This is a genomic window from Chroococcidiopsis sp. TS-821 (assembly GCF_002939305.1).
Lineage (GTDB): Bacteria > Cyanobacteriota > Cyanobacteriia > Cyanobacteriales > Chroococcidiopsidaceae > Chroogloeocystis.
Genome location: NZ_MVDI01000001.1, coordinates 56,150 through 79,668 on the forward strand (window position 1 = coordinate 56,150; position 23,519 = coordinate 79,668).

Here is a 23,519-nt window from a genome sequence, read left to right on the forward strand (position 1 = left end):
ACTTTATAGTACGTACTACTAATCTTCAAACCAGCTTGCCCGCCACGCGGCTTCAGCTTCAGCAACGGCTTGCTCGCGTTGTTTTTTGTAATACTCTTTTAATAAAGCACGACTTCGGGTCTCTAGCTGGCGAATCTGATTGCGCTTAACTCTGACTGTTGCATCCGCAAACTCAATCTCGCCTAGCCGTAGATAAATTGCAACAAGCGTTGTCACGCTAGATTCGTCGCGATCGCTGTTGCCTTCTGCTTCTACTAATAAGTTTAATAAGTTCGGCGGTCCTGCCGTCGCTTCTGCTGGAAGATCGGGAGCGTTTAACGCTGCATCGAGTAATGGAAGTGGAAGATTTTCTGGTAAAATCTTTGATTGCTGAAGTAGATAGTTAATTTCCCGCGAAATTGTTTTGAGTTGCAGCGCGATCGCCTGCTCTATATTTTGCTGCCACTTAACAAGCGCAACTGGATTTGCAGGCTGTCTGAGTACTGTGCTAGGACTTGAGGTTTGCGGACTAACTGATTCCAATAACGCCGCTTCAGTGGCTTCTAGGTGAGTCTCTTCTTTAATTTCTTCTGCTACGTTTTCTTTCTCTTCAACCTGCGCTATGGTCAATAACTGCTCAGTAGCTGCTTGTATAACCTTACGTACATCTTGCTGCAATTGTTGCCGCTGATTAAAAGATAAACGCAAAAAAGCTTCTGGGTAACCCTGCGTACACAAGTGATAAGTTGCCAAAATTGCTTGCTGTTGTACAGCTTGCGCTAGGGCTGTAAAGTAACTATTGTAAGCCGCGTGAAGCTCTTCCGCGAGAACTCGACACGCTTGTTCTAAAGCTGCAATCTCCCGTTTGATTTGTTCGATTGTTGCCATTACCTCAAAAACAAGGGGTGAGGGGCGAGGAGTGAGGGGAAGTTTTGAGTGCTAAGTTTTGAATTAGAAAAATCAACTCAAAACTAACCACCAGAAACTTTGCACTTCAACCTGACCTCTAACCTCTAAACCCTGACCCCTATTCTACTTACTACCCATTTGCGCAGCAACTTCTTCGGCAAAGTTGCTTTCTTGCTTTTCGATACCTTCGCCCAAGACAAAGCGGACAAAACGACGCACTTGGATATTTTCTCCTAATTGCGCGATCGCCTGTTTCACTAAATCTTCCACCGAAATGTTTTGGTCGCGAATATAGGGTTGATCCATCAAAGTCATTTCTTTCAAGCGTTTTTCAATTCGACCTTGAACGATCTTCTCTTTGATGTTATCTGGCTTTTTCGCCAGATCGTCTCGCCCCATTTCGATTTCTTTTTCTTTCTGGACGATATCAGCTGGGATGTCTTCTACTTTGACATACTCAACATTCGGGCAAGCCGCAATCTGCATGGCGATATTCCGCACCAGCGTTTGAAATTCTTCACGACGAGCCACGAAGTCTGTTTCGCAGTTAACTTCTACTAACACACCAACTCTACCGCCAGTGTGGATGTAGCTTCCTACGAGTCCTTCTGCTGCTACGCGTCCAGCTTTTTTATCAGCAGAGGTGATACCTTTTTGCCGCAGCCATTCAATGGCTTTGTCCATATCACCATTATTTTCTTTCAGCGCTTTTTTGCAATCCATCATGCCAGCGCCGGTTCTTTCGCGTAGCTCTTTGACGACTTGTGCAGATATTTCCGCCATCTTGCCTCAATTTCCTACTTAACTAAATTCAAGCTTTTGGGTCACATTCCCGACAGCTATTTTATTCTTCTTCGTCGTCGGCTGATTCTTCCTCATCTGGTAACAGCGAGTCAGTGTATTCAGCTTCGCTTTCGTCGTAATCGAGGTCTTCCTCCGCACCTTCGTAGTCGTATTCCTCTTCTACGTCTAGCTGACCGTGACGCCCTTCATATATTGCGTCTGCTAACTTACCAACAATCAGCTTGATTGAACGAATTGCGTCATCGTTGGCTGGAATCGGAACATCGACAACATCAGGATCGCAGTTTGTATCTAACATTGATACAATTTGAATTCCTAGTTTTTGACATTCTTGCACGGCGTTATATTCCCGACGCTGGTCTACAATGATAACCACGTCAGGGATTTTGCGCATCGTTTTGATTCCGCCCAAATACTTCTGTAGCTTTGCCATCTCGCGGCGCAGTACCGAAGCTTCTTTTTTAGGTAACAAATCTAGCGCTCCGCTTTCTTCACGGCGCTCTAATTCTTTTAACCGCTCTGCGCGCGTTTTGATTGTTGCCCAATTCGTTAGCATTCCGCCTAACCATCTTTGGTTGACGTAATACGAACCACAGCGCGTTGCTTCTTGCGCGATGATTCCTGCTGCTTGTCGCTTTGTACCAACGAACAGAAACTTTTTACCCTGTTCAGCCGCAGTGCGCGTATATTGGTACGCTTCATCCATTAACTGAGCCGTTTGCACCAAGTCAATGATGTGTACTCCGTTACGGGAAGTATAGATATAGGGAGCCATCTTTGGATTCCACCGCCGGGTTTGATGTCCAAAGTGAACTCCTGCCTCCATCATTTGCGCCAATGAGACAACTGGCATATTTTCTCCTAATTTCGGGTTAATCCTCCATCCAGGTGTATTTCTTTACCAGAAACACCCGAAAAAACTGGATGTGTGATTTTGGTCAACTCTACTAGCATATCACATCAAAAGCACTACTTGGCACGGGAAGCAGACTGCATTTGAGCGTAAGCCGAATAAACTCCTTGAACGTTGTACCAATTTAAAAAAATCCGCGCAATTTCCAGCGCTAATTGCGGTTTACCTTGGTCAATCAACCACTGAAGTAGTGGAGCTAAGCTACGTTCGTTAAGATGACCACCCAGTGAAAGTAATCCCCAAAGCAGACGGTGCAACCACGTCATTTGAATCATCATCCGCACTTCCCAAATCGGATGTTTTTGATAAAACAACACGCCCATGCGCCCGCGTTGAATTTCCTTTTCGATTAAGTTGGGAATCTGCTTAAGGTTAAATGGAGGATGCCAGTGATAACCAACAGCAGCAGGGCATTTAATTAGTTTTAAGCCTAATTGTTTCAAGCGGACTCCTAATTCCAAATCTTCCCAGCCATAGAGTTGAAATCGCGTATCAAATAACCCTGCTTTTTCTAACCAGTGACGCGCGATCGCAACATTTCCCGTTGCAAAATAAGCTGCGGAAAAGTCAGTAATTTTGTATGGTTCTGCCGTAGGATCGGCAAAATTGCACGTGTTAATTACAAGACCATAGGTAAAGATACGATCGCTACCATAGGTTTTTTGTCCTTGTTGTAGTCCGTCAGCGTGCGCTTGCAGAAAATTTTCTGTAACTACGAGGTCGCTATCAATAAAAATAATCGTATCGCCTTGCGCGTGTTCTACGCCTAAATTACGCGCGGCTGCTGGTCCTTGGTGGTCTTGTAAAAGCGATCGCACGTGCGGAAACTTTGCAGCATTGTCTTGCAACCACTCTAACGTGCCGTCTGTCGAACCATCGTCGACGACAACAACTTCATAACCCTCAATGGCGGTATCAGTAGCTAAATTCTGGCGTTCGAGAGCTTTTAAGCACTTCGCTAAGATTGGCTGACGATTGTAAGTTGGAATCACAACACTAAAAAACACGCTCCCCCCTAGCACCACCTACAAAAGTCATCATACGATTGGCTGTTAGCAATTGGCGATTAGCTGGACTTGTAGCAGATTATCAATCCATAACCACTACGGCTTATGACGGAATAACAAATAAATCTGTGCCATGGCTGACAAGAATGCGCATAAATTAGTTAGATAATAATCACTCGTTGTTTTGCCAAATCGAGGAATCAATGGGTCGTGCTAATAAAGTTGTCCTGGCATACTCTGGTGGAGTAGATACTTCCGTCTGCATTCCCTATCTTAAACATGAATGGGGCGTTGCCGAAGTGATTACTTTAGCCGCAGATTTAGGACAGGGAGATGAATTAGAGCCAATTAAACAAAAAGCACTGCAATCAGGAGCTAGTGAATCACTCGTTGTTGATGCGCAAGAAAGCTTTGTCAAAGATTATGCTTTTCCGGCAATTCAGGCAAATGCCTTGTATGAAAATCGCTATCCGCTTTCGACAGCTTTAGCGCGTCCCTTGATCGCGAAGCTATTGGTAGAAGCCGCAGAAAAGTACGGTGCAGACGCCGTCGCGCATGGTTGCACGGGTAAAGGTAACGATCAAGTCCGCTTTGATGTCTCTATTGCTGCACTCAATCCAAATTTAAAAGTGCTTGCTCCAGCGCGTGAATGGGGAATGAGTCGTGAGGAAACGATCGCATATGGAGAGCGTTTTGGTATTCCTGCGCCCGTCAAAAAATCTTCGCCTTATAGTATCGACCGTAACTTACTCGGTCGCAGCATTGAAGCGGGACCCCTAGAAGATCCCCGCACCGAACCCCTCGAAGAAATTTATTTGATGACAAAGGCGATCGCTGATACTCCTGATACGCCAGAGTATGTTGAAATCAGCTTTGAGCAAGGTATTCCTACCCAACTCAATGGAGAAGCGATCGCACCTGTAAAACTTATTGCTCAACTCAACCAAATCGCAGGTAATCACGGTGTTGGGCGCATTGACATGATAGAAAATCGTTTAGTTGGAATCAAATCACGGGAAATCTACGAAACACCAGCATTATTAGTTTTAATTCAAGCGCACCGCGATTTAGAAAGTCTCACACTCACGGCAGATGTGACGCACTACAAGCGCGGTATTGAAGAAACTTACAGCCAAATGATTTATAACGGGTTGTGGTACAGTCCGCTGAAAAGCGCGCTTGATGCGTTTGTGCAAAAAACTCAAGAGCGCGTATCAGGTACTGTACGCGTTAAATTCTTTAAAGGAAACGCAACAATTGTGGGACGCTGGTCGGATAATTCTCTCTATACGCCAGATTTAGCAACTTACGGCGCTGACGATCAATTCGATCACAAAGCCGCAGAAGGTTTTATTTACGTTTGGGGACTGCCAACTCGAATTTGGTCAAAACAAGTGCGAGGCTAGAGGTGAGAGGTTAGGGGTGAGGAGCGATCTGTCCTCCCCGCTCTCCGACCCCCGATCCCCAACTCTTTAGTTAATCCTCGCTAGCAATTTTCTTGACTTGGCGCGATTCCCACCATATAGGAACAACAATCCAAGCGATCGCAATAACTAAAGCGAAAATCGCAAATTCACCAACCCAAGAAACTAATTGTTCTAAAGACACAATCTGTCCAACAAAGAAAGCTAAAGTCACCATTACTGATGCCCATACAGCTGCTCCCGCTAAGTTGTAGACGAAAAACTGAGCAAAAGACATACCAGCTATTCCAGCTAACAACCCTGAAAAAATGCGCAATAAAGCAATAAATCGACCAAAAAAGACCGCTTGGGCTGCATTTTGACTGAATTTGTCTTTCAGTTCTTCTAACCGCACTGCGGGGATGCGAAAAAAGCCAGCAACGCGCAGAATAAATTCCCAACCAGTGGTTCTGCCAATCCAATACCCAAAAATGCCACCAAGAACCGCACCAAAGATGGCACTACCAAGTACAAACCAATAGTTCAGTTCCTTGCTACCAGCTAGAAAACCTCCAATTAACGTTACGGTCTCTCCTGGAATCGGAATCCCTAAGTTTTCTAACAAGATCCCAATAAATATTGCCCAGTAGCCGTAATGATGCGCGAACTCCTGAATCTTCTCCAGTGATACAAACTCCAGAGACATTCCTGCAGCCTTTACAAAGTTTTACACTCTCTCCATCTTGACGCGGTTTTACATGGGGTGTCAATAAAGTAATTCGCACTAACAGCAGCAAAGTTTAACTTTTATTGAGTTGCTCGTAAAGAGTGAGGAGAAGGCACAGTCCTTAGTATTGTCCTTGAATACTTTTTATCCCGCAACGACTTCACAAAAACTTTAAAAAAGTACCGCTACCTCATAAAGATTCCGTAAAGCTCCTCAAAACTACTGAAATCATTTTGTACCAGTGTTTATAGTAGGGTGATTAAAACCTATGTCTGTAGAATTGTTTCAGTTAAAAGGTGCGAGCTATTGATGATAACTATTAACCAATACTTCTGATAGTAGAACAGTAGTTGAAGTAATGTTACAAAAATAACAATTTGTTTAGTATTTTCAGTGGCATACTTCATTTCATATCGTTTAGCTAAAAACCATTCGTTGCTTCTATACAAATAGGCGCAAGCATTAGTTTCATCTGAAGACTGCATCCGTATAAAGAAGCCCATCGGTGTGGGTATTTTTACAAGTTGCTTTTTCCGAGGATGAAATTTTTTATTTTTTTGAATTCTGCTATTAACTTCTTAATCAAGTAACAACAAAGTATATGAGTATTACACACAAAAATGGTCGCGTGATTGTACTTCATCCCCAAGGACGATTGGATTGTGATGGAAGTAAGCAATTAGAAGCTCAATTTACGCGTTTGATGGGACAGCGCAATTTACTGTGGGTAATCAACTTATCGCAAGTTGATTTTATGGATAGTGCGGGTTTAGTTGCTTTGATAACAGGATTGAAAGCAGCACGTGAAAGCAGTTGTCGGTTAATACTATGTCATTTGCCAGAACCTGTCAAACTCATTTTAGAGCTTACTCAGCTGGATTCAGTGTTTGAAATTTGTGAAGACTACAATGCCGTTTTGAATTTAACTAAAACTCCCGCTTTGGCTGCTTAATTGCTTGATGTACTTATAGATGTTGAGAATTTTGCTCTACACGCAGTAGTCATTCAAGTAAATGTAACCAAAGATATCAGTAACGCTGACCACTTACAGTACGGCTAGTTTTATAGCAGGAGAGGACGTTAACTTAATCAACTTGCTAGTACTGTACAATAAGAACGCTGGCAGTTAATGATAACTGCACAGTCCGCTCTCAATCGAACGCGTAAACTTTTTTACTAGTTTGTCGCACCAAATTATTTCACAACTAAGAAATAGAAGTTCTTGGCGATCGCGCGTCTCAATATTTTATGCTAAGCATCGGCTGTTGACATAAAGATTTTTTATACCTTATGAGGAGCATTAAGACAAAATCCCGCTTTTAGCTTTCTACCTCTTTGTGTAGTTTAAGCAGCGGGAATAATGATGTTGTTGTAGGTACCCCTGTCAACTCATGGCTGCGGCTTCTTCAGGCGAGGAGGCTTGGGACTCTTGGATTTCTGGAGTTTCTTGCTTAATAGTTAGGTAACGAATCACTTCATCACTCAAGCGCATTGCACGTTCAAGTTGGGCAATAACCGTTCCAGGGGCTTGATAGTTCATTTGAATGTAAATACCTTCACGGTGCTTAGCGATTTCGTACGCCAGGCGACGTTTGCCCCGATTTTGAATTTCAACTTGCGTTGCTCCTTGCTCTTGGAGCAGATTTTGGTATCTTGTAACCGCTTGTTCGACCTGCTCTTCTGTCAGATCGGGGCGCAAAATATACATCGTTTCGTAATTATTTGTCATGTGATTAGCTTCCTTATGGACAAAGCGGCTGCATGGGCTTGTAAGCTTGCGAGCTACAACCATAGCAGCAAGGAATTACAATTTTAGCAAAGTTAATAACCTATGCTATAACTTTAAGTTTTGATCTTGCAATCGCAGCTAGCAAAAAAAACGAAGTTAATCATAGATGAGATGATATCTTACAAAGTTGATCGACAGATGCAGTGTATGCTGAAGTGCGATCGACCGATCGCCGCCTATCCTTGGCAGCAGTTAAGCTCAAAACCTAGATTAACAGCACTTTATGGCGCAGCGCTACGTCCGAGTTCAAAATCAAGAGGGACGGATTTACTATGGGTTGCTCAAACCTAGCCAAAGCGTTCAGGTTCTTGATGCTCCACCGTGGTTGCAAGGTCAGCCCACGGATTTACATTTAGAACCAGACCGCTACCAAATTTTAGCTCCGTGTGCCCCCTCTAAAATTGTTGCAGTTGGGAAAAACTATGCCGATCACGCGGCTGAAATGGGGACAGATGTACCTAGAGAGCCGTTATTATTTCTGAAACCGTCAACTGCAATTATTCCCACTGGTGGTGAAATCATTTATCCGGCGCAAGCACAGCGGGTAGATTATGAAGGTGAATTAGCGTTGATTATCGGCGATCGCACTTTTGGCTGTACGCCCGCGCAAGCGCAAAACAAAATCTGGGGCTACACAATTGCGAATGACGTGACAGCGCGCGATCTCCAACAACGCGACGGTCAATGGACGCGTGCCAAAGGATTTGATACGTTTTGCCCCTTGGGTCCTTGGATCGTCCGAGAACTCAGTCCTGGGGCGCGGTTACAGACATTTATCAATGAAGAACAAGCACCTGTACAATCGGCAAGTGTCGATCAGATGGTGTTTCCCCCAGATGTTTTGGTGTCCTACATCAGTCAAATTATGACCCTTCTGCCTGGTGATGTTATCCTCACAGGAACACCAGTCGGTGTAGGACCATTACACTTAGGAGATTTTGTTGTCGTCGAAATTGAGGGAATTGGTCGATTGGAAAACACCGTGATCTCTAGAGAATACACTGTGGTACAACCGTATGAGAAAACTTAGCGGACTTGCATATAGACTGCGTCCGAGATTGCCGGAATTTCAGCATAACGACCAAGCAAAGACTGAATTACCGCGTAAGCAGCGGCAATAAATACGCCGAGGAAAATCGTGTTGGCGATTGTGGCGATCGCAAACGTCGTGCCTGGAATCGGTGCCAATATCTGCACGAGAATACCGCACAAAAATAACGCAATTGTAATTAAAATTGCCTGCATCGTGTTAAAGCGGATAAAGTGGCTCACCCGTTCATTTCTCACCACAAGTAAGAATAAAACAAAGAAAATAATGAGTCCGACAAATGGTATCCCAAAATAAATTTGTACTAGAGGTAACAAAGGCACTAAAACGATCCTGAGCGCCGGAAATTCACCAAAAATCGTATTTTGTATTCCTACACGCAGTAGCAGCCCCACAACATCAACTAGCGGTAACAAATAAGCAAGGCTTGCAAAAATTCTGTCCCAAACTGTCGTTGACCCGCGCCAAGCCATTCTTTTCCTCCTAATTTTTTTGCTGTCACTAAGCTACAGGATAGCGCAGGTCTATTGTTCTCTTGGAACTACTCATATCAATGTTGACAGGTTATTATTCAATGTTGGCAATCCGAAAGCCCATCATACATTGATACTGCTCTGGTTGGCTTGCTGCTATCTTATGCAATGCTTGACCGCAGCGAAGTTGACCTTGACGCCAACGGGGTTGACCGCTTTGATCTGCCAGCAAACAGCTTTGACACACCTGATGCGGGGCAAGGATTTGATCTTCTATCAAAACCACTAACATCCACTGCCTCCTAATAACAAAACCCCCAATTAACCGCAGCTAGGCGGCAAACGCAGACACTGCCGTCGATCGGCAGCGTAGCATTTACTTAATTCTATTTTATGCTAAGTAACTAGAAATACTGTAAGAATGCATACACAGCTTAATATACTAACTGCGACTAGGCGGCAGCGTACAGTCGTCGAGCCTAAAAGGCAGAAAACGCGATCGCGCGTGAAAAAACCGTGTCAGTGCAATCGACGCTAAAATTAGCTAGCAAAATCTATTGATGATGGCATAACAACTGTTCTCAATTATTTGTAGGGATATCAGCAAGTGACTCGTAATAACTTAGACTTTCTCGCCCAAACCGATCCCGCTGTTGCCGAGTTAATTAACTCAGAACTTCAGCGCCAACGCGACCATCTAGAGTTAATTGCTAGCGAAAACTTTACTTCCGCAGCAGTTTTAGCCGCGCAAGGCTCTGTACTCACCAACAAATACGCCGAAGGCTTGCCAGGGAAACGTTACTACGGTGGTTGCGAGTATATCGATGGCGTTGAACAACTTGCCATCGACCGCGCCAAGCAGCTTTTTGGTGCAGCACATGCCAATGTGCAACCGCATTCGGGAGCACAAGCTAATTTTGCAGTATTTCTAACGCTGCTCGAACCTGGAGACACGATCATGGGAATGGATTTATCTCATGGCGGGCATTTAACGCATGGTTCACCCGTTAATGTCTCTGGTAAGTGGTTTAAAGTTTGCCATTACGGTGTTAGTCAACAAACCGAACAACTCGATTACGACCAAATCCGCGAGTTAGCGCGTCAGCACCGTCCTAAGTTGTTAATCTGTGGCTACTCGGCATACCCGCGAATTATTGACTTCGAGAAATTTAGAAGTATTGCCGATGAAATCGGAGCTTACTTGCTAGCTGATATTGCGCATATTGCTGGCTTAGTTGCCAGCGGTTTACATCCTAGCCCGATTCCTTACTGTGATGTTGTAACAACTACGACACACAAAACGCTGCGAGGACCTCGCGGTGGGTTGATTCTTACCCGCGATGCCGAATTAGGCAAAAAGTTAGATAAATCAGTGTTTCCTGGTAGTCAAGGAGGTCCTTTAGAACACGTCATTGCAGGGAAAGCTGTTGCCTTTGGCGAAGCCCTCAAACCAGAGTTTAAAACTTACAGCGCTCAAGTGATTGAAAATGCCCGTGCTTTGGCAACGCAGCTGCAAGCAAGAGGCTTTAAGATTGTTTCTGGGGGTACCGATAATCACTTAATGCTTGTTGATTTGCGCAGCATTGGCATGACAGGTAAGCAAGCAGATCAGCTAGTAAGTGGTGTAAATATTACTGCGAATAAAAATACCGTTCCGTTCGATCCCGAATCACCCTTTGTGACGAGTGGTTTGCGCCTTGGATCGCCAGCGATGACAACACGTGGTATGGGAACTGCGGAGTTTACCGAAATTGGCAACATTATCGCCGATCGCTTACTTCGTCCAGAAGATGAAAGCATCGCCCAAGCTTGTCGCCAACGCGTCGCAGATTTATGCGATCGCTTCCCGTTGTATCCACATCTGAATATTCCAGTACCAGCGCTAGCTTAATTAAGGATCAGTTAGAGGAAGTAGCAAAGTAGAGGTAGTTGGGTAGGGGGCTGGTTGCACAGGAGGAAAATCGCCATTAAATCTCTCCTGCCCTCCTACACTACCACTAGTCACTAGCCACTCACCCCTCACCCCTTTTTGACTTTTTGCGTGTTGAATATAGATACAAATTGTGCAAATGCGGGTAAACTTTGGCTGAGACGTTGCTTTAGTGACTGAGTAACTACCGATGCCTATTCAGCTATACCATCTGATTGCCTTTTTTGTCGCTGCCTGCGTCGTCCTCTGGACAACTCCCATCGTTAAAACCATTGGCATCAAAAGCGGACGAGTCGATCGACCCAACGAGCGGAAAGTGCATCAACGCCCGATGGTACGCCTCGGAGGAGTTGCGATTTTCACGGGGACAATCGTGGCTTTATTAATAGTTTGGTCGCTTGGTGGCTTTGGCATCTTACCATCGACGAAAGAGTGGGAAGTGTGGGGTGTCACGCTCGGCGGAATCGCCTTTTTTCTGATTGGTTTAGCCGATGACTTGTTTAGTCTATCTCCCTTCTTGCGCCTTTTTATCCAAGTTATCGTTGCCGGTATTGTTTGGCAGATGGGAGTACATATTGATTTTTTAAGTATTCCTTTTGTCGGACTCATTCAACTGGGCTGGCTAAGTTTGCCCTTTACAGTCATCTGGTTAGTAGGAATGGCAAATGCGATCAACTGGATTGATGGTCTTGATGGCTTAGCAGCTGGAGTTTCAGGAATTGCTGCCACTGTGATGCTATTTGTCGCCCTCTCGATGCAACAACCAGCAGCAGCTTTGATTGCGGCGGCACTAGCTGGTGGTACTTTAGGGTTTCTTCGTTACAACTTTAATCCTGCTCAAATCTTCATGGGAGATGGCGGAGCTTATTTTATCGGCTTCACCTTGGCTGGTGTCGGTACAATTGGACTCGTCAAAACTGCGGCGGTAACAGCGGTGTTGCTACCTTACTTGATTTTGGCAGTGCCAATAGTTGATATGTCTGCAGTTATTCTGGCACGCCTTTGCCAAGGAAAATCGCCTTTTAGCGCAGATAAACGCCATTTGCATCACCGACTCTTACGCGCTGGGCTATCGCATCGATTTACTGTTTTATTCATTTACTCGTTAACGTTATGGGTGGGGACGTTGGCACTTGCTTTCGCAGGAATACCAAGTGGGATTGCTTATGCTTGTGCGGGAACCTCGCTTTTGAGTTACACCAGCTGGCAAGTTTGGAAGCACGCTCGCTCGTGAGCAAAAACTGTAGGTTTTTAACCCTAATCTCTGACCCCCGACCTCTGACTACTCTATGACTGCTGAAATTATTTGTGTTGGCACCGAGTTACTGCTAGGGGATATTTTGAACAAAAATGCCCAATACCTAGCACAGCAACTCGCGAGCCTAGGAATTCCTCACTACTATCAAACGGTTGTGGGAGATAATGTAGCGCGAATTAAGCACGTAATTGAAATTGCGATCGCGCGCTCTAATATCCTCATTTTCACTGGCGGGCTTGGTCCAACACCTGATGATTTGACAACTGAAACTCTCGCCGATTTTTTTGGCGTCCCTTTAGTAGAAAATCCAGATATTCTAGAAGATATTGCCCAAAAATATGCTATTCGCGGTCGGGTGATGACTCCCAGTAACCGCAAGCAAGCCCTGATTCCGCAAGGAGCCACAGTTCTACCCAATCCGGCTGGCACAGCACCAGGGATTATTTGGTCTCCAACTTCTCATTTGCATATCTTGACTTTTCCTGGCGTGCCATCAGAAATGCAGCGAATGTGGCAAGAAACCGCTGTACCGTATCTCAAATCCTTGGGATTTGGTCAAGAAGTTATCTTGAGTCGCACATTAAAGTTTTGGGGAATTGCAGAGTCAGCTTTAGCAGAAAAAGTCTCGGCATTTTTGAACTTACCTAATCCGACAGTGGCTCCCTATGCTAGTCGTGGCGAAGTGAAATTACGCATCTCGGCTAAAGCCGCTTCGTCTACCGCTGCGGAAGAATTGATTGCGCCGATCGCACAGCAGCTGCAAACTATTGGCGGAATAGATTACTACGGTCAAGATGATGATTCGTTAGCATCTGTGGTAGGGCAATTATTGCAACGGGCAAACGCAACACTCAGTGTTGCTGAATCTTGTACAGGTGGCGGATTGGGACACATGTTGACTGATGTTCCAGGAAGTTCGCGCTATTTTATGGGCGGAATTATCTCCTACGACAACCAAGTTAAAGTATCTTTGTTAGATGTTGCTCCAGAAGCCTTAATTCAAGAAGGAGCCGTCAGTTCAACTGTCGCAGCCCAAATGGCACGAGGAGTGCGATCGCGTCTAGGAACAACTTGGGGATTAAGTATTACTGGTATTGCTGGACCTGACGGCGGTAGTCTGACTAAGCCTGTAGGTTTAGTCTATATCGGGTTAGCGCAATCAAACGGCACAGTACAAACTTTTGAACATCGCTACGGTCAAGACCGCTCGCGCTCCTTAATTCGCCACTTGAGTGCTTGTAGCGCGCTTGACGCTTTACGCCGCAAGCTACTTGACAGTCAATTTTAGAAAAAGTAACTAGCACTACTGACAAAGAAAAAGTTAAGAATCGCTACTTGCTACCACAAATTCCCACAACTTGCCATTATAATTAAAATCTCTATATATCCTGAGTGCTTGGTATCTCAAGCCAGATATCTGTCTATGGTGTCATGAGTCGAGTTTCAGCTGATATGATAAGTTTAATAATAGGTAACACTTACAGGCTGAACACTTGAGGAGAGACATCACTTTTTCATATAAGTCAGCGAAACAACACTAGGTCGTATTTTAGGAGCACTCGATTCAATGGACTACTTAGAAAAAGTACTGGAAAAGCTAAAGGAATGGGCGCGTCGATTAATAGAAACTTTGTTAGGTCCAGAAGCGGAACCAGAACCAGAACCAATTCCTATTCCAGTTGACGACCGACGCCGCTATTAGTAGTCCATTGAGAGTCGTCGCCATTGCACAGTATCCTTGTACTCCACGGACCAAACCTTAATCTCTTAGGGCAACGCGAACCAGAGGTTTATGGCTCTACTACGCTAGACGATATCAATAACCTCTTACAAGCAGAAGCAAAAAACCTTGGTGTAGTTGTGGCAACGCTTCAATCAAATCACGAGGGTAGTTTAGTAGATGCAATTCACGCAGCTAGAGAGAAACACCAAGGAATATTAATAAATGCTGGCGCGTACACGCACACGAGTGTAGCAATCCGCGATGCGATCGCTGGTGTTAAGTTACCAACAGTCGAAGTTCATCTCAGTAACATTTATCAACGCGAAGCTTTTCGCCACTATTCTTACATTGCACCAGTTGCGATCGGGCAAATCAGTGGTTTTGGGGCTGAAAGTTATCGTTTGGGGTTGCAAGCACTCGTTCGTTACCTGAGTAGCTCGTGAATGCGGTACTCGCTCTGCAGTCGATTTCGCGGTACTCTGCTGGGCGCAGCTGTTGGAGGAATGCTTGCCCAAACCAATAATCCAGCTTCTACCAAAGACACGCAGCCGAATGCAGCAGATTTTACATGGGAACGTCTAGCAACACAAGTCGCGCAAAGCTTGATCGAGCAAGGTAAGTTGTCTTACCCCGCAAACCAAATTAGAACGAGTCACTCGGTTAAAGTTATCATCGCAACACTGCCGATCGCGCTTTTTTATCATGAAAATGAAGCTCGATTGCAAGCTCATTTGCAGCAATTTGTTGCATGGCAAAACGATCCAGAACTCGTCGCGGGAGTTCTAGCCGTTGGTTACACGATTGCATCATCTTTAAGAGAAACTTCAATAGCAAACTTGATTGGACGAATTATTCAATTAGTTGCTGCACCGCAACTACAACTAACTCAACAGCTTATACAGATACAAAGTTTATTAAAACAACGAGCGAGTTTAGCAAAGGCGATTTCTGTTTTGGGGCAAGAAGATCTCAGTAGCGCGATCGCGTTGTCACTCTTCTGTTACTTGAGTACTCCAGAAGACTTTTCGCTGTCTGTCAAGCGCGCTACCCTCGTCAGTCAGCAATCGCCTTTCAGTTCAATTGTTGGTGCGCTATCAGGAGCCCACAACGGTAGCGCTAACATTCCCCTTCCTTGGCGGCTAGCATTGTCGCGCGACCGTCAATTACTTGGAACGTGGGGCGTGCAAAGTGAAGCTGAGTTGTTACGACTATGTGATGCTCTAGTTGCAGCGTGGTCAGGAGCATACAATACAACTATTGATGACTCGATACAAATAGCAGCGATCGCGGCGCCTCGAGTAATTCGTCCGCGCTAACTAGCCCTTAACACCGCTAGCAGTTTCAGTAGGTACAATGTAGCGTTGCAAGAGTAAGAATACCAAAATTACAGGCGCAATTGAGATTACAGAACCTGCAGCAATTAATCGCCAATCGAGAGAAAACGTCCCTGCTAACGTTGCTACTCCCAACGGTAAAGTATAAAATTCTGGTCGATCAATGACAATTAAAGGCCACAAAAAGTCACTCCAAGAACCAATAAACACAAAAATAGCTAACGTTACTAACGCTGGACGAATTGCGGGTAACATCACAAACCACCATAACCCTAATTCTGAACAGCCGTCAATTCTCGCCGCCTCTTCCATTTCTTTAGGAACGCCTTGAAAGGCTTGTCGTAACAGAAAAATACCAAACGCCGAAGCCAGCGCCGGAAAAATGATTCCTAAATAGCTATTTCGCATTCCTAGCTGAACGGTAAGAATATACAAAGGAATCATCACTATCTGAAAAGGAATCATAATTGTTGCGACAATTGCTGTAAAAATCCAATCTCTACCCCGAAAATCTAATCTTGCTAGCGGATACGCAGCTAACGCACAGAAAAGTAAATTGAGCGTCACTGTCAACATCGCAACAAGCGTACTGTTAAACAAATATCGTCCAAAAGGATTTGTTTGCCAAACCCGAACAAAATTCTCTACCGTTGGCTGACTCGGTAGCAATTGCGGTGGAAATTGAAATATATTTTCGCTTGACGATTTGAAGGCAGTGCTAAGGAGCCAGAGTAGAGGAAACAACATGACAATTGCGATCGCCCCCAATAACCCATACATCAACACATATCTCGCCAACGTGCGTTGATTTTGATTTAGTGGTGGTTGGGCTTTGATTGTACTCATTTACTCTTTCACTGATGTATGGAAATAAAAATACCACCATTTATGCTAGGAAAGAGAAGTAGACTCTGCAAGATGTCGTTTTTTTACTACTGGCGAACCTGAAATTTTTATAAAATCTTCTGTTTATGGCTTATTTAGGATTTACTAATTCCTTCACAGATATGGGGCGGCATAGCACTTCTTTTTGAAATTTTGAAAATTTTAATCTTTATGCTTTAATTTTTTAGCAATAATTCCTCATTTACTGACTTAGAATTTTAATCTTTAGCTAATAAAAACTATTGACTTTGTAATAGTAATATCATATTATAGTAATTGTATTTTTCTAACTAAATACTTGCTTAAAGGTATGTAGTTGGAGCGCAGGGGACAATAGTCCTCTGCGCTGGACAAAACCAAATCCAACAAATGTCATCGCATCATTTTTAGACCAGTTTCTGTACAAACACCATCTAACGGTTTATCCCAAGCTTCAACAGGTAATTGCTCTAAATAGGCGAAGTCAAACGTAATTCCAATCGCAGGCTTTGACATCCATTCAGGACAACTAAGTAAGCGATCGTAGAAACCACCGCCGTAACCTAAGCGATATCCTTGAGTATCGCAAGCGATCGCCGGAACGAGAATTAAATCAACTTCGCTAACACTAATAAGCGGCGCGCGCGCGTGAGGTTCAGGAATGTTGTAAGCTCCTATTTGAACATCATCTCCTGCATTCCACAAATGCCAAGTCAGCGATTTATCAACACAGCGCGGTAAGCCCCAACTTTTGTTAATAGTAAATAGCCTGCTAAGCTCTGGTTCCTGACGAACACTGAAATAGCTAAGAACAGTTTTTGCTTGAAAAAATAAGGATGATGATTGCAGGTGAAAACAAATGCGATCGCTTTTTTCTTGCCACTCCTGCTGCGTCATCGATTGCCGCTTTTGCAGTAGCAAACGGCGTAACTTTGTTTTATGTGCCGCTTGACTCATCACTCTTGACTCTTGTATAGATGGAATTTCAGTTTGACCGATTAAGTTACTTGAAAATAAAGTTAGAACTGCAATTTCAGCGTTCAACACAAATATAGCGATCGATCGCTATAACGCATGCCTTTCAAAACATTCCCAGTGCAAGCCCATCACTACATTGCTCCAGAATGTCCGGTAAAAATCGCGGGTGGGCAAGTGCTAATAAAGGATTCATAGTATAGTCAATCGTTCGCGTTAATCTCTTCGCAAGCGTTTGGGGTTGCCATCTGCACCTTATGTACCGCAACTCATCAGTACTAGCGATGCAGTTAGAAAAGAGCAGCGTAGAATTTTCTCATTCACCCACACTTCCTCACATTTAAAGCAATGGTTAAACTAGCAAAATTTGCAATTACTACGAATAACCTGAGCGGGCGATCGCTTGAAACACCGTAAGTACTGTCCTCTCACTTTTCATCCAGTTTAATCACTAAAAATATTGAGCGGAAGCACCGCAGAAACAACATAGTTTGGCACGTCCACTAACTGCCCAATTCGCAAATCGACGGCGACGGCGGCAATAACTAAAGCTTGTTGTCTAGTGTAACTGTGTTGTTGCACTAAATAATCAATCATTTGCAATAAGGCATTGCGCGTTGCTAGTGTCAAATCTTCAGATAAATTTTCTAATGCTGCGGCTTTCGGGCTATCGAGATAGGCAAGATGTGGCGGTACTTCTCCTCGTGCTTTGAGTGGAATTCCTGTCGTTGCATAAAACTTGGTAGGTTCCGTTCGTTGCAATTGTATCCCGCCTTCAAACTGAGGGAACTTGACATATTCACCCAATCCTTTACGAATTTCAGTACGAACTGTAACGCGAGCAGCCATTTCAATTGCGGTTCCTGATACTTCACCATCGCCTTGAGCATAGTGAACGTCTCCACACCACAACCCACCACCTTCGACAAAACAGGGAAACAGCAAGGTTGTACCTACTTGCATTTGCTTGATATCCATATTGCCGCCAAACTCGCGGGGAGGAATCGTGCGTAATGCCTTGTCTTTGTAAAGTCCCTGTTCGCCAAACAAATCCGCAGGAATTGCCCCTGCGGCATTTGGTAACAAGACAAAACCTCCTGCTTGCGCAAGCTGCTGCTCGCGTGCCAAAGCTTTTTCAAGTTCCACTTCTCCTGGCAAAACACCAATCGAACCAGGAAAGGCACACATAGGAATTTTTACGCCAGGAATTTGCTCGGAGGTAGCACTCAAACGGTCTAATTGCCAATTAGCAATAAATGGTTCGCTAAATTGGTCGCGTAAAAATCCAAACCCAGGTACTATGACAGTGTAGCCGTACTCATCTGGCTCAATATCAACTAAAGTCACAGCTAACACGTCTCCCCGTTCGGCACCTTCGATATATACAGGTCCAGTCATGGGGTGAACTAAGTTGAGATCCGCACAAGCAACTTGCGCTGGAGTCGATTGCGGTGAGAATTGATTATCAAAAGCATCGCGAGTTTCAAAGACAATTAACTCACCAGGTTTAGCATGAGCTACAGGTTTTAGGGCTGGATGCAGTCGATTAAAACAATTTGGATCGTCTTTAGCTTGAAAACCAGTTCGCGAAATAAAAGTAACATTACTCATAATTTGAATTGCATTTAGTTTAGCTGCTCAAAAGCATGAGCTACCCGTAACACAGTGGTTTCATCCCAGTAGCGACCAACAAGCATCATTCCCACAGGTAATCCTGCTGACATTCCCGCATTGATTGAAAGTGCTGGATGTCCGGTAACGTCAAATGGTGCAGTGTTGGGCAACATTTCTAAAGCTCTAGCAATGCGTTCTTCGCGCGAAGCATCACTTGCAGGTAATTTAGTTGCTTTTAGCGGTAATGTCGGCATAACTAAGACATCGCACTCTTGTAGGGCAGCATCGTAAGTATTTTTCAGCAACCTTCCTAAGTTTTGGGCTTTCGCATAATAACGACCGTGATATTTATCTTGCATATATTGACCCGCAAGCAACACTAACTTTGTTGTTTCAGACAAATCATCAGCCCGACTTTGCCAACCGCGCGCGTAGACGTCTAACAAGCTTGTTGTATAGTGTCCTTTCCAATTGGTTCCCATGCTATTGCCCTTAACCATAAGCATCGTTGCACCTTCGGTAGCAATAGGAGTCCAAATATGCAAACCATCGCGGTGCATGGGAATTGAAATCTCACTGACTTTGCACCCTACTTTTTCTAAACGATAAGCAGCTTCCATGACGATTTCATCAACGTCAGCTTCGGATAATCCTGGAATGCCAAAACCTTCTTTCACAATTCCTACCCGAATATTGTTCGCTTCTCCCGTTAAAGATGCAGTGTATGGCGCTGTTTGCACGTTGTATTGTCGAGGATCTAAACCATCTGCACCGGCGATCGCTTCTAATAGTAGCGCGACATCTTGCACTGTTCGTGCCATCGGTCCTGTATGATCGAGGGTTAGCTCAATCGGAAAAATCCCCGTATAAGGTACTAATCCGTACGTTGGCTTTAAACCGACAATGCCACACCAACTCGCAGGAATTCTAATCGAACCTCCCTGATCGCCGCCGATTGCCATATCAACAACTCCACCCGCGACGAGTGCAGCACTACCACTCGAAGAACCACCAGCTGTGCGGCTTTCGTCATGTGGATTGCGGACAGCACCTGTATCCGAAGTAAAGCTACTACCGGAAAAACACAAACTTTCACAGACAGCTTTACCTGCAATTTCGCCGCCAGCATCTAATATCCGCGTCACAATTGTGGCGTCAACCTCTGGTACGTAACCTTCTAGCACGGCAGTACCATTCATCATTGGCACGCCAGCTACGCAAACATTATCTTTAATGGCGATCGCCTTCCCTGTTAATATTCCTGACGCAGCACCTTTAATAGAAGTCTTCCAGTACCATGCATTATATGGATTCTCGTGTGGTAGCGGTCGATAGCCTGGAGTACGAGGATATTTGACAGGTAATGTCGGCTCGGTTAGCTCGTCTAATCTACTGTACGACGCTAATGTGCCACTCATGAGTGATTGAAAAGAAGCAAGGTCGTCTGGTGTTAATTCAAGGTGGTATTGTTGAGAAATCCGATCTAGTTCGCCGAGTGTAGGTTTCTTCACGACCATCAGATCCTCCCGCAAAATTTTGTGAATGTCGATTTAACTACTTTTGTTCTTATTTCTTCAGGAATTTATTGCTGACACGCTGACGAAAATAGCAACACAAAAGTAATCTTCTGAAGTAAGAATTACTGATTTTCTTTGAAGATACTGTATATCTAAATACAGCATTTATGGCTTTGTAATAACTAATACGATGGAATAACTTTGTTAAAGTTACTATCAATAACAATGAAAAGCGCTTATTATTTTGAGGAATGAACAAGCTAGGATTATGGCTTATCTAAAAGTAAAACCTACACCAGTTACCGTTATTACAGGCTATTTGGGTGCTGGAAAAACTACGCTTTTAAATCGTATTCTTACTCATAAACATGGGAAAAAAGTAGCAGTAATTGTCAATGAATTTGGAGAAGTAGGTATTGACGCTCAGTTAGTTATCGATACGGATGAAGAAATTTTAGAGATGAACAATGGTTGCATCTGCTGTACAGTACGCGGCGACCTGATTCGGATTGTTAACAACTTGATGCAAAAACGAGAGAAATTTGACTACTTAGTCATTGAAACAACAGGATTAGCTGACCCTGCACCTGTAATTCAATCTTTTTTTGTTGATGAAGTGATGCGATCGCACGCCGAACTTGATGCTGTTGTTACTGTTGTTGACGCCAAACATATCTGCCATCATTGGGATAGTAACGAAGCACAAGAGCAAATTGCTTTTGCCGATGTGGTTTTGATAAATAAAATCGACCTTGTTTCACAACCACAATTGCAAGAACTAGAAAAACGAGTTCGAGAAATCAATGCATTCGCTAAGTTGTATCATACTCAAAACTGCAACTTGAACATTGAGAACATTTTAGGAGTTAAAGCCTTTGATTTGAAGAATGCTTTGTCAATTGATTCCAATTTTTTGGAGGAAGATGCTCACGAACACGATCGCTCTATTAGTTCAGTTGCGATCGCCCAAGTGGGAATCGTTGACAGCGATAAGTTCACCAACTGGTTAAATCAATTAACGCAAACTCAAGGTCAAAACATTTTTCGGCTCAAAGGTATCCTAAATGTTGATTCAGAAGATCGACGCTTTGTCTTTCAAGGCATTCATATGCTACTCGATGGTAGACCAGGTCGCCCTTGGAAACCAGGAGAGGTTCGTAAAAATGAATTGGTGTTCATTGGTCGCAACTTAGATGAAAATCAGCTAAGACAAGAATTTCGTAACTGCTTAGCTTAAAAATTTTTCACCATTTATTTGTACGAACCGTAATTTTTCTTACAAAATGCTGCAAGAACTTTTGGTAAGTTGTAATCGCTTTAACTCAATATGCAATGCGACTCTTACCCGCACAATTGAATGAAACTTCAGCATTATCTTGGTGGACTTGAGGGATTAGGACGCATCAACTTCGAGAAGCGCGTTTTTGTCCAACCTTGGGAAAAGCGAATTTTTGGTATCCATGTGGCGATGATGGCGCTTAGTCAACACTTAGAAGCTGCTAAGGTAACACCTACTCAATTCAAAAGCATCTGGACGTGGGCAAATTTGCGCAAACTTGCTGAAGGAATGAACCCTTTTGACTACTTCAAGTACCGTTACTACGAAAAATGGCTTGGAGGTATTTCCAGTTTTTTTATTGAATCAGGATACATTTCTACAGCAGAACTTGAAACGAAAACTGAAGTTTTTTTAGAAAAATCTGATACACCTCTACCCCATAACACCGAGCCTGCAATTGATAATCAAGTGATTGAGTATCTGCGTGTGGGAGATTCGCCCAAGTGCAAGGTAGAAGATCTAAAACCTAAGTTCAGCGTAGGTGATACAGTAACGATCAAAAATCCCTTACCAACTGAACATTGCAAATTACCAGGATACTTGCGAAATAAACAGGGAGTCATCGAAACAGTTTACGAAGATGCTTACAATTATCCTTTACAGACAGGAGATGGTGTGGGAGATCCAATGCCTATTTACAGTATCAAGTTTGATTCGCATGCAATTTGGGGTAACTTGACAGAACCAAAAACCTGGATTTACGCAGATATCTACGAAGCATATATCGAAAACCCAAATTGAAGGTGTTCATTTTGTGAGGAACTTAAAGTCATGAGCGACAGTAGCAGAGAAGCCTATAATGCAGCTCGTGTAAAAGCTTTAGAATCTCTGCTGATTGAAAAAGGAATTATTACCAGTGAAACGGTTGATAAAGTCATCGACTTCTTTGAAAAGGATATGGGACCGTTTAACGGTGCTAAGATTGTCGCCAAAGCATGGGTAGATCCTGAATTCAAGCAACGCTTACTCGAAGATACACCTGCGGCGATCGCACAAATGAATTTACCACGTGGCATGGCGGGTGCTGAGGGCGAACATATGAAAGCAGTCGAAAATACTCCAGAAGTACACAACTTAATTGTATGTACTCTGTGTTCCTGCTATCCTTGGCCCGTTCTCGGCTTACCTCCCTACTGGTTCAAAGATCCCACATTTCGCGCCAGAGCAATTAGAGAACCCAGAAAAGTCTTACAAGAGTTCGGATTAGACATTCCTGAATCAACTGAAGTACGCGTGTGGGATACAAGTGCGCAAATTCGCTGGTTCGTCATTCCAGAACGCCCCGCAGGTACAGAAGGATGGACAGAAGAACAATTAGCTACGATAGTTACCCCAGAAGCCATGCAAGGTGCAGCGAAAGTCCAAATTTCTCAGAGTAGTTAGAATCAGCAAGTGGAGTGCCAAATGCAGATTAAGTTTGAGCAGTTTGTGACTGCAAGTATGCTGGGAAGCCAAGATGCACCACCTCGCAGTAATGGGGAGTTATTATTTCAAAGCGATTGGGAAAGTCGTGCCTTTGGAATAGCGATCGCGCTTTCTAAAAAAGGACACTACGAGTGGGAGGATTTTCGTCAGGAATTAATCGCGGCGATCGCCGAATGGGAAGCAAGCCACTATTTAGACGATCCAAATTGGGATTATTACCAACGTTGGCTTCTTGCTTTGGAACGCTTAGTACTAGAACTCGACCTCATTGACACGCAAGAACTAGAGACAAGAACTCAGCAGCTACTTGAGCGATAGTAGGGGTCAGGGTAGTGGTTCGTGTTAGAACGCAAACTTGACAAGACAATAGAACGAACTTTTTATCACGTCCTCAGCACCGCTTCAATTGCTACAGATGTTTAGTTGCGATCGCTGTAGAAAACTTGCAACCCTTAACTGAGGTATCAAGTGCGTGTCTGTTTTGTTCT

At 44.0% G+C, this 23,519-nt stretch carries 25 protein-coding genes; 13 read left to right on the forward strand and 12 right to left on the reverse strand.

The window, feature by feature from the left end:
- Positions 1-18 precede the first annotated feature (18 nt).
- From B1A85_RS00205 to B1A85_RS00220, 4 genes are all read right to left on the reverse strand, one after another.
- Entirely contained in the window at positions 19-867 is an 849-nt protein-coding gene (locus B1A85_RS00205) for a hypothetical protein (protein ID WP_104544941.1), read from the reverse strand.
- A gap of 144 nt (positions 868-1,011) precedes the next feature.
- On the reverse strand, positions 1,012-1,671 hold the full coding sequence (gene tsf, locus B1A85_RS00210; protein WP_104544942.1) for a translation elongation factor Ts: 660 nt from the start codon (positions 1,669-1,671) through the stop codon (positions 1,012-1,014).
- A 61-nt stretch (positions 1,672-1,732) separates the two neighbouring features.
- Positions 1,733-2,545, reverse strand: a complete 813-nt coding sequence (gene rpsB / locus B1A85_RS00215) for a 30S ribosomal protein S2 (RefSeq protein WP_104544943.1) — start codon at positions 2,543-2,545, stop codon at positions 1,733-1,735.
- 116 nt (positions 2,546-2,661) lie between these two features.
- Positions 2,662-3,612 carry a glycosyltransferase family 2 protein gene (locus tag B1A85_RS00220; RefSeq protein WP_371681604.1) on the reverse strand — a complete coding sequence of 317 codons (951 nt, stop codon included), beginning with the start codon at positions 3,610-3,612 and terminating at the stop codon, positions 2,662-2,664.
- Between the two features lie 203 nt (positions 3,613-3,815).
- Here B1A85_RS00220 and B1A85_RS00225 point away from each other — a divergent pair, with 203 nt between their 5' ends.
- Positions 3,816-5,018 carry an argininosuccinate synthase gene (locus tag B1A85_RS00225; protein WP_104544945.1) on the forward strand — a complete coding sequence of 401 codons (1,203 nt, stop codon included), beginning with the start codon at positions 3,816-3,818 and terminating at the stop codon, positions 5,016-5,018.
- Positions 5,019-5,088: 70 nt separating this feature from the next.
- Here the strand turns inward: B1A85_RS00225 and B1A85_RS00230 are convergent, their stop codons facing one another.
- A complete protein-coding gene (locus B1A85_RS00230) occupies positions 5,089-5,721 on the reverse strand; it encodes a DedA family protein (protein WP_104544946.1) in 633 nt (210 codons plus the stop codon).
- Positions 5,722-6,343: 622 nt separating this feature from the next.
- On the opposite strand from B1A85_RS00230, the gene B1A85_RS00240 reads away from it, so the two are divergent.
- Entirely contained in the window at positions 6,344-6,694 is a 351-nt protein-coding gene (locus B1A85_RS00240) for an STAS domain-containing protein (protein WP_104544948.1), read from the forward strand.
- A gap of 432 nt (positions 6,695-7,126) precedes the next feature.
- Here the strand turns inward: B1A85_RS00240 and rpsF are convergent, their stop codons facing one another.
- Positions 7,127-7,471: a 30S ribosomal protein S6 gene (rpsF, locus tag B1A85_RS00245; protein ID WP_104544949.1), complete on the reverse strand. Its 345-nt coding sequence runs from the start codon at positions 7,469-7,471 to the stop codon at positions 7,127-7,129.
- 283 nt (positions 7,472-7,754) lie between these two features.
- Here rpsF and B1A85_RS00250 point away from each other — a divergent pair, with 283 nt between their 5' ends.
- Positions 7,755-8,561 (forward strand): fumarylacetoacetate hydrolase family protein, encoded by an 807-nt coding sequence (locus B1A85_RS00250; RefSeq protein WP_104544950.1) that lies wholly within the window; start codon positions 7,755-7,757, stop codon positions 8,559-8,561.
- Here B1A85_RS00250 and B1A85_RS00255 read toward each other — a convergent pair.
- Positions 8,558-9,052, reverse strand: a complete 495-nt coding sequence (locus tag B1A85_RS00255) for a Tic20 family protein (protein ID WP_104544951.1) — start codon at positions 9,050-9,052, stop codon at positions 8,558-8,560. The two genes, B1A85_RS00250 and B1A85_RS00255, sit on opposite strands and share 4 nt — an antisense overlap.
- A gap of 94 nt (positions 9,053-9,146) precedes the next feature.
- A complete protein-coding gene (locus tag B1A85_RS00260; protein ID WP_104544952.1) occupies positions 9,147-9,344 on the reverse strand; it encodes a hypothetical protein in 198 nt (65 codons plus the stop codon).
- 315 nt (positions 9,345-9,659) lie between these two features.
- On the opposite strand from B1A85_RS00260, the gene glyA reads away from it, so the two are divergent.
- From glyA to B1A85_RS00285, 6 genes are all read left to right on the forward strand, one after another.
- Complete coding sequence (gene glyA, locus B1A85_RS00265) at positions 9,660-10,943, forward strand: serine hydroxymethyltransferase (RefSeq protein WP_104544953.1); 1,284 nt, start codon at positions 9,660-9,662, stop codon at positions 10,941-10,943.
- 229 nt (positions 10,944-11,172) lie between these two features.
- A complete protein-coding gene (locus tag B1A85_RS00270) occupies positions 11,173-12,216 on the forward strand; it encodes a glycosyltransferase family 4 protein (protein WP_104544954.1) in 1,044 nt (347 codons plus the stop codon).
- Between the two features lie 55 nt (positions 12,217-12,271).
- Positions 12,272-13,528, forward strand: coding sequence for a competence/damage-inducible protein A (locus B1A85_RS00275; RefSeq protein ID WP_104544955.1), 1,257 nt, complete (start codon positions 12,272-12,274; stop codon positions 13,526-13,528).
- A 279-nt stretch (positions 13,529-13,807) separates the two neighbouring features.
- Positions 13,808-13,942 (forward strand): hypothetical protein, encoded by a 135-nt coding sequence (locus B1A85_RS25460; RefSeq protein WP_015189307.1) that lies wholly within the window; start codon positions 13,808-13,810, stop codon positions 13,940-13,942.
- A 23-nt stretch (positions 13,943-13,965) separates the two neighbouring features.
- Positions 13,966-14,406 carry a type II 3-dehydroquinate dehydratase gene (gene aroQ / locus B1A85_RS00280; protein WP_104544956.1) on the forward strand — a complete coding sequence of 147 codons (441 nt, stop codon included), beginning with the start codon at positions 13,966-13,968 and terminating at the stop codon, positions 14,404-14,406.
- Positions 14,407-15,279, forward strand: coding sequence for an ADP-ribosylglycohydrolase family protein (locus tag B1A85_RS00285; protein ID WP_104544957.1), 873 nt, complete (start codon positions 14,407-14,409; stop codon positions 15,277-15,279).
- Here B1A85_RS00285 and B1A85_RS00290 read toward each other — a convergent pair whose 3' ends face one another.
- From B1A85_RS00290 to B1A85_RS00305, 4 genes are all read right to left on the reverse strand, one after another.
- Complete coding sequence (locus B1A85_RS00290; protein ID WP_104544958.1) at positions 15,280-16,143, reverse strand: carbohydrate ABC transporter permease; 864 nt, start codon at positions 16,141-16,143, stop codon at positions 15,280-15,282.
- Between the two features lie 411 nt (positions 16,144-16,554).
- The gene (locus B1A85_RS00295; protein ID WP_104546251.1) at positions 16,555-17,118 is read right to left on the reverse strand and encodes a 5-formyltetrahydrofolate cyclo-ligase; all 564 of its coding nucleotides are present in this window, start codon (positions 17,116-17,118) and stop codon (positions 16,555-16,557) included.
- Positions 17,119-17,580: 462 nt separating this feature from the next.
- Entirely contained in the window at positions 17,581-18,747 is a 1,167-nt protein-coding gene (locus tag B1A85_RS00300; protein ID WP_104544959.1) for an acetamidase/formamidase family protein, read from the reverse strand.
- A 14-nt stretch (positions 18,748-18,761) separates the two neighbouring features.
- A complete protein-coding gene (locus B1A85_RS00305; protein WP_104544960.1) occupies positions 18,762-20,267 on the reverse strand; it encodes an amidase in 1,506 nt (501 codons plus the stop codon).
- A gap of 268 nt (positions 20,268-20,535) precedes the next feature.
- On the opposite strand from B1A85_RS00305, the gene B1A85_RS00310 reads away from it, so the two are divergent.
- The 4 genes from B1A85_RS00310 (at position 20,536) to B1A85_RS00325 (ending at position 23,349) form a co-directional block, all read left to right on the forward strand.
- Positions 20,536-21,504 carry a GTP-binding protein gene (locus B1A85_RS00310; RefSeq protein ID WP_104544961.1) on the forward strand — a complete coding sequence of 323 codons (969 nt, stop codon included), beginning with the start codon at positions 20,536-20,538 and terminating at the stop codon, positions 21,502-21,504.
- A 120-nt stretch (positions 21,505-21,624) separates the two neighbouring features.
- Complete coding sequence (gene nthB, locus B1A85_RS00315; RefSeq protein WP_104544962.1) at positions 21,625-22,347, forward strand: nitrile hydratase subunit beta; 723 nt, start codon at positions 21,625-21,627, stop codon at positions 22,345-22,347.
- Positions 22,348-22,377: 30 nt separating this feature from the next.
- A complete protein-coding gene (gene nthA, locus B1A85_RS00320; protein ID WP_104544963.1) occupies positions 22,378-22,989 on the forward strand; it encodes a nitrile hydratase subunit alpha in 612 nt (203 codons plus the stop codon).
- Between the two features lie 21 nt (positions 22,990-23,010).
- Positions 23,011-23,349: a nitrile hydratase accessory protein gene (locus B1A85_RS00325; RefSeq protein WP_104544964.1), complete on the forward strand. Its 339-nt coding sequence runs from the start codon at positions 23,011-23,013 to the stop codon at positions 23,347-23,349.
- Positions 23,350-23,519 lie beyond the last annotated feature (170 nt).